This is a genomic window from Acinetobacter sp. AL9, from assembly GCF_041464035.1.
GTDB classification, from domain to species: domain Bacteria; phylum Pseudomonadota; class Gammaproteobacteria; order Pseudomonadales; family Moraxellaceae; genus Acinetobacter; species Acinetobacter towneri.
In genome coordinates this window covers 1-5,694 of the sequence record NZ_JAYFSK010000093.1, presented here as the reverse complement: position 1 = coordinate 5,694, position 5,694 = coordinate 1, and the positions used below count along the sequence as shown (strand labels likewise).

The following is a 5,694-nucleotide window of genomic DNA, read 5'->3' as shown; positions in this document are numbered from 1 at the left end:
AACATCGTTCGATTGCTGGTTTTTTAGCAGGCGTATTTTCTTCACTATGTGCGTATCAACTTTGCCAAAAGAATAAGCCTAAAATTCATGTGATTAAATCTTTGGCTTATCCGTAACTGGGGTTAATTTAATGGCACGACTCGCAACACTTCCTCTAAAGTGGTCATGCCTTCTAAAACTTTGCGTGCGCCTGCAATACGCAACGGTTCAATGCCCTCTTTTTTAGCTTGCTGACGTAATTCATTTAAATTGGCATTGGCACTGATGAGCTGTTTGGTGTCTAAACTTAAAGGCATAAACTCATAAATTCCGACCCGACCTTTATAGCCCGTTTGACGACATTCATCGCATCCGACAGGTTTAAACACTTGTGCAGGCATTTCCATAATGTAGTCAAAGGTCAAATGTTCCCAGTCTTTTTCATTTATTGAGCCTTCCTGCTTACAATGCGGACATAGCTTACGCACCAAACGCTGTGCCAAAACGCCTAAAATTGTGGCAGCAGTCAAAAATGGCTGCACGCCCAAATCATGCAAACGAGTCAAACTTGACGGCGCATCATTAGTATGCAGTGTCGATAAAACTAAATGCCCCGTCAGTGCCGCTTGAATCGCCATATTTGCGGTATCCTGATCTCGAATTTCTCCGACCATAATAATGTCAGGGTCTTGACGCATTAAGGCACGCACACCATCGGCAAAACCTAAATCAATTGCAGTATTCACCTGCATTTGGTTAAAACTCGGTTCTAACATTTCAATCGGGTCTTCAATGGTGCAGACATTGACTTCATCGGTAGCCAATTGCTTTAGCGATGAATACAGCGTGGTGGTTTTACCCGAACCTGTAGGGCCTGTAACCAAAATAATGCCGTGACTATGTGCAGTCAGGGCATGCCATTCATTCAACAAACGACTATCAAAACCCAATTGCTGAAAACTGCGTACCAATACTTCTGGGTCAAAAATACGCATCACCAGTTTTTCGCCAAACGCCGTTGGTAAGGTCGATAAACGCAGTTCAGTTTCTTGTCCTTTTGGAGTTCGGGTTTTTAAACGTCCATCTTGCGGTTTACGTTTTTCGGCTACATTCATACGCCCTAAAATTTTAATCCGTGAGATGACTGCGGTAAGCGTATTGGCAGGCATGTTATAGATGGTGTGCAACACGCCATCAATACGAAAACGTACTTTGCCTGTGTCTTTACGTGGTTCGAGGTGAATATCACTTGCGCCTTGTTCAAAGGCAAATTGCAGCACCCAATCCACCAACTTCACAATATGTTGATCATTGGCATCTGGGTTTTGGGTATCGCCCAATTGCAATAAAGCCTCGACCCCTTTATTTTCACGGTCATGTGCAGAAGATTTTTGTGATGAGTGTACTGCGCGACTCACTTGGTAATATTCGATCAAATAACGCTGTAATTGATCTGGGCTGAGTAAAACTCGCTGAATTTTTTTGGGCAATAAACTATGTTCTAAGTTGGCAACCCATTCTTTTTTATAAGGTTGATCTGTCGCAATTAACACCGCATCTGCAATCACTTCCACAGCTAAAATACGGTTACGCAATGCAAATTCCTGCGACATCACAGCTGTTAAAGCAGCAACATCGGCTTTTAACGGATCAATAATATAGAATGGCAAGCCTGATTTATCAGCCAGCCATTGGCATAAACGGTTTAAAGTTAAAGTGGTTTGGGGATGACTTTGATCGACCAAATTAAAGTTGGCAATCCATTGTAACGGATGCCATTTTAATTGATCACGTTGACGATGCGTGGTTTGTACCAAAGCCTGATCACGTTCGGTAATTTTACCATCTTTGACTAATTGTTCTAAGCACCAAGTACTGTCTATTTCAAAATTAAAATTCATTGTTATATGCCCCAAAATCTGGGTTTACTATAGCAGAGTTTGCTTTCAGGGCTGAATGACTTCTTTAATACAGTAATCTTGTATGGTTCGATTAAGCCATAATTTTAGAGTGAAAATAGATTCATAAATGGCGATAAACACAATTCAAATATATGATGTTTAAAATAACACCTTGTATTTGGAATGTTGCTGTGGATTTTCTGACTCCTCCATCTTTGGTTACAACCAATTTTCCCGAACTGCTCACCATGTTTGCAGCAGCACTTGGCTGTGGCTTACTGATTGGATTAGAGCGTGAACGCAGTAAAAAAAATGGACAACATCACCGTTTTGCAGGCGTACGTACCTTTGGAATTTGCGCATTATTAGGTGCCATTTGCTTCTTATTGGGCACGAGCATTGCCATTGTGGGTGCGTTGATTGTTGGGGGAATTGGCTTATATTCCCTCAAAAATCAAACGGAAGATGACCCCGGCGCTACCACCGAACTTGCCTTCGTGATGACCTATTTTATTGGTGCATTGTGTTTATGGAATATTCCATTGGCAGCAGGTTTATCGGTTATTTTGACAGGTTTACTCATGACCAAGCACACCATGCATGGCATTGTCAGTCAGTGGATTACCGAAGCTGAACTACGTGATGGCTTGTTCTTACTGGCTTTGGTGTTAATTGCCTTGCCGCTGACACCCAATACCGCACTATGGGGCAATGTACTTAATCCTTATGTGATTTTAAAATTATTGATTTTAATTTTAAGTGTGCAGGCTTTAGCGCATATCGCCAAGCGTTTACTCTCAAGCAGCAACGCCCTCATATTATCTGCAATTGCTTCAGGTTTTGTATCAAGCACCGCAACCATTGCCAGTTTAGGCATGGAAGTACGCGCAGGTCGTGGCGACGCACGTGCCAATGCAGGTGCAGCTCTGATGTCTTGCGTGGCAACTTTAGCGCAAATGTTGATTATTGTGGCGGGTGTCAATCTGGCGTGGTTTAAGCTGTTAATTATGCCCAGTCTGGCAGGCATTGGCATTTTAATTTTGGTCGGCGTATGCTTGCTTAAAAAGCATAAAAATACGACAACAGCAAAACCTGAAGCCGACACCCGTATGTTTAGCCTTAAAGAAGCCGCTATTATTGTGGCGACCTTAACCGCAATTCAAGCCATGGTCTACGGCTTAGAGCAAATGCTTGGCGACGCAGGCTTAATCATTGGTACCTTACTCGCCTCTTTATTTGAGGTGCATGCCGCCATTGCTACTGTAGTGATGCAAGGTCCACCCAGTCAGCAAATGTTGCTGTACGCCTTAATTTTAGGTCTTGTTGCTCATGCAATTTCTAAATGTATCAATGCCGCACTCATTGGCGGCTTACGTTTTGCACTTTATTTCGCACCTACCCAAATTTTGCACATGCTGGCGTTGGTGGCTATTTTATATATGATGGTTTAATCGACAGCGATTAAAACAATTTTTAGGATGTGTACTGCGTGCTGATCGACACGGAAACTGACATCAAAATCTGCAAAATTCATGGTGTAAATTCGTTCAGCATCATCCTGATATGCAGGTCGTGGATCTAAAGACAAGACCTGTTCCAATTCCTGCGCAATCTGTGGCTGTAATACGCCAGATTCGAGCAACTGATTTTTTTGCGCTTCGGCTGTGTCCATCCATAGCACTGTTTTTCTTATGGGTTCATCTTGCGCATAACCACTTTGTGCATCAGGCACAGCATCTGAATATTGAATATAAGGTTTAATATCCAAAATAGGCGTGCCATGCAACAAATCTGCTCCTGTCACATAAACTCGCAGTGACTTACCCACTTTTTTGACCTGTTTAAATTGCACTACAGATAAACCAATGGGTGCAGGTCGATACATGCTGCGCGTCGCAAACACACCTATTTTTTGATTACCACCCAAACGTGGCGGACGCACTTGTGCACGAAAACAGGGGTTTTGCTGTTTCTGTACGGTTGGATGAGCATCGGTTTGGTTTTTATTGTCGTGAAATTGCCAGATTAACCATAAGTGACTAAACGCTTCGATCCCTTGAAATGCCAACACATCGTTATAAGGCGCTTGCATTTCAATATACGATTCGACCTGTACCAGATTTGGTTGACGAGGAATACCAAATTTTTCTCGGTAGGGAGAGTGCATAAATCCGATTATTGGCATTTTTAGATCAGTCTTCATCACTTTTTCTGATAAGCTCAATTAAATATATTCAGTTTATAGAGAATGATTTTAGATTAGAATAGCAAGCTGTTCTAATTTGATAATTTATTGAGACCTTTAATGGCTGCTTTCAACGTCGAAAAGATTACTCACGTACACCACTGGAATGACACTTTATTCAGTTTTAAAACGACTCGCGATACCGCACTACGTTTTAAAAACGGTCAATTTGTGATGATTGGTCTGGAAGTAAATGGCAAGCCTTTAATGCGCGCTTACTCGATTGCCAGTGCTAACTATGAAGAAGAGCTAGAATTCTTCTCAATTAAAGTACCTGATGGCCCTTTAACGTCTATTTTACAAAAAGTAAAAGTGGGCGATGAATTGCTGGTTTCTAAAAAACCTACAGGCACTTTGGTACTGGATGATTTAAATCCTGGTAAAAACCTATACTTACTTTCTTCAGGTACAGGTCTAGCTCCATTTTTGGCAACCATCCGCGACCCTGAAACTTATGAACGCTTTGAAAAAGTGATTGTGGTTCACGGTACACGTTTCATTTCTGAATTGGCTTATCAAGATTTAATTCTAAATGAATTACCAAATCACGAGTTTTTCCAAGAACTTGGTATTCGTGAAAAACTGGTATATTACCCAACCGTTACACGTGAAGAATATCCAAACCAAGGACGTGTGACCACGGCAATTGAATCGGGTGAAATCTTTGAAAAAATTGGTTTACCACGTTTTAACCCTGAAACTGACCGTGCCATGTTATGTGGTAGCCCTGCATTCTTAAAAGATGTTGCAGCATTACTTGACCAACATGGTTTAAAAGAATCACCACGTATGGGTGAATTGGGCGATTACGTGATTGAACGTGCTTTCGTTGAAAAATAAAAGCTGTTGAATCTAAAAAAACCGAGCTAAATAGCTCGGTTTTTTGTCATTAGCATCAATTAACGTACACTGCGACCTTCTTGGTTAGCACGTCCTTCACAGTGTGCACCACCACCAATTACAAACCCACGCTCTGCCTGACATGAACCAATCATACGACCACTCGAATCATAAGTTGTCACTTTTGAAGCACAACCTGTCATCAAAATAGCCGCTGTTAATGCGATTAAACTAGAAATTTTCATTGTATTACCCCTCTAAAAAATTAGTCTTGTTGCAGTGAAATCTGCGAATTATTTGGTATGGTTGGCAATAAACCCGTGCGCTCATCTACTTTAGAATAGTTAATGCCTTGTATGTTGGCACCACCATAACACACAGCTTTAGCCCCCAAAATAAAGCCCTGTGTAGCGACACATGAACCAATCACTTGCCCTGCAGTATCATAAGTCACTACTTTAGAACTACAGCCAGCCAAAGCAATCAGGCTTGCTATAGAAAATAATTTAATTAGTTTCATTTAACCCTCAATTTAAAAAAAATTAAATATTATTCATCGTGTAAATTATTTTTAAATACATCAATTTATTTTTAATTTTAGTTATATAACCCGAATTACGGATAAGAAAAGCCCTTGAAAAAAAGGTAGTTAGAGCCATTTAGAAAGTTACGACACAACCCAAAGGCTCTAACTACCATGTACGATTTTACAGAAATTTTTTGTATTGT

General features: G+C 40.9%; 6 protein-coding genes and 1 pseudogene. 3 read left to right on the top strand and 4 right to left on the bottom strand.

Going from position 1 to position 5,694, the window contains the following annotated elements; translation table 11 throughout:
- A pseudogene (locus tag ACEO2X_RS13120) lies at positions 1-116 on the top strand (IS982 family transposase); the annotation flags it as partial.
- Between the two features lie 6 nt (positions 117-122).
- Here the strand turns inward: ACEO2X_RS13120 and ACEO2X_RS13115 are convergent.
- Complete coding sequence (locus tag ACEO2X_RS13115; RefSeq protein WP_371972125.1) at positions 123-1,880, bottom strand: GspE/PulE family protein; 1,758 nt, start codon at positions 1,878-1,880, stop codon at positions 123-125.
- A gap of 248 nt (positions 1,881-2,128) precedes the next feature.
- Here ACEO2X_RS13115 and ACEO2X_RS13110 point away from each other — a divergent pair, with 248 nt between their 5' ends.
- Positions 2,129-3,331, top strand: a complete 1,203-nt coding sequence (locus ACEO2X_RS13110) for a DUF4010 domain-containing protein (protein ID WP_167846470.1) — start codon at positions 2,129-2,131, stop codon at positions 3,329-3,331.
- On the opposite strand, the gene tsaA is transcribed toward ACEO2X_RS13110, so the two are convergent.
- Positions 3,328-4,065: a tRNA (N6-threonylcarbamoyladenosine(37)-N6)-methyltransferase TrmO gene (gene tsaA, locus ACEO2X_RS13105; RefSeq protein ID WP_207973603.1), complete on the bottom strand. Its 738-nt coding sequence runs from the start codon at positions 4,063-4,065 to the stop codon at positions 3,328-3,330. The two genes, ACEO2X_RS13110 and tsaA, sit on opposite strands and share 4 nt — an antisense overlap.
- Positions 4,066-4,185: 120 nt before the next feature.
- Between tsaA and ACEO2X_RS13100 the strand changes: the two genes are divergently transcribed.
- Complete coding sequence (locus ACEO2X_RS13100; RefSeq protein ID WP_004972950.1) at positions 4,186-4,965, top strand: ferredoxin--NADP reductase; 780 nt, start codon at positions 4,186-4,188, stop codon at positions 4,963-4,965.
- Between the two features lie 59 nt (positions 4,966-5,024).
- Here ACEO2X_RS13100 and ACEO2X_RS13095 read toward each other — a convergent pair whose 3' ends face one another.
- Positions 5,025-5,210 carry a hypothetical protein gene (locus tag ACEO2X_RS13095; protein ID WP_004972947.1) on the bottom strand — a complete coding sequence of 62 codons (186 nt, stop codon included), beginning with the start codon at positions 5,208-5,210 and terminating at the stop codon, positions 5,025-5,027.
- Between the two features lie 20 nt (positions 5,211-5,230).
- Entirely contained in the window at positions 5,231-5,485 is a 255-nt protein-coding gene (locus ACEO2X_RS13090; protein ID WP_004972946.1) for a hypothetical protein, read from the bottom strand.
- Positions 5,486-5,694: the final 209 nt, after the last annotated feature.

Excerpts from the sequence above, each read along its gene's own strand:
- ACEO2X_RS13115 (WP_371972125.1), bottom strand. The coding sequence starts at position 1,880 with ATGAATTTTAATTTTGAAATAGACAGTACTTGGTGCTTAGAACAATTA.
- ACEO2X_RS13110 (WP_167846470.1), top strand. The coding sequence starts at position 2,129 with ATGTTTGCAGCAGCACTTGGCTGTGGCTTACTGATTGGATTAGAGCGT.
- tsaA (WP_207973603.1), bottom strand. The coding sequence starts at position 4,065 with ATGCCAATAATCGGATTTATGCACTCTCCCTACCGAGAAAAATTTGGT.
- ACEO2X_RS13100 (WP_004972950.1), top strand. The coding sequence starts at position 4,186 with ATGGCTGCTTTCAACGTCGAAAAGATTACTCACGTACACCACTGGAAT.
- ACEO2X_RS13095 (WP_004972947.1), bottom strand. The coding sequence starts at position 5,210 with ATGAAAATTTCTAGTTTAATCGCATTAACAGCGGCTATTTTGATGACA.
- ACEO2X_RS13090 (WP_004972946.1), bottom strand. The coding sequence starts at position 5,485 with ATGAAACTAATTAAATTATTTTCTATAGCAAGCCTGATTGCTTTGGCT.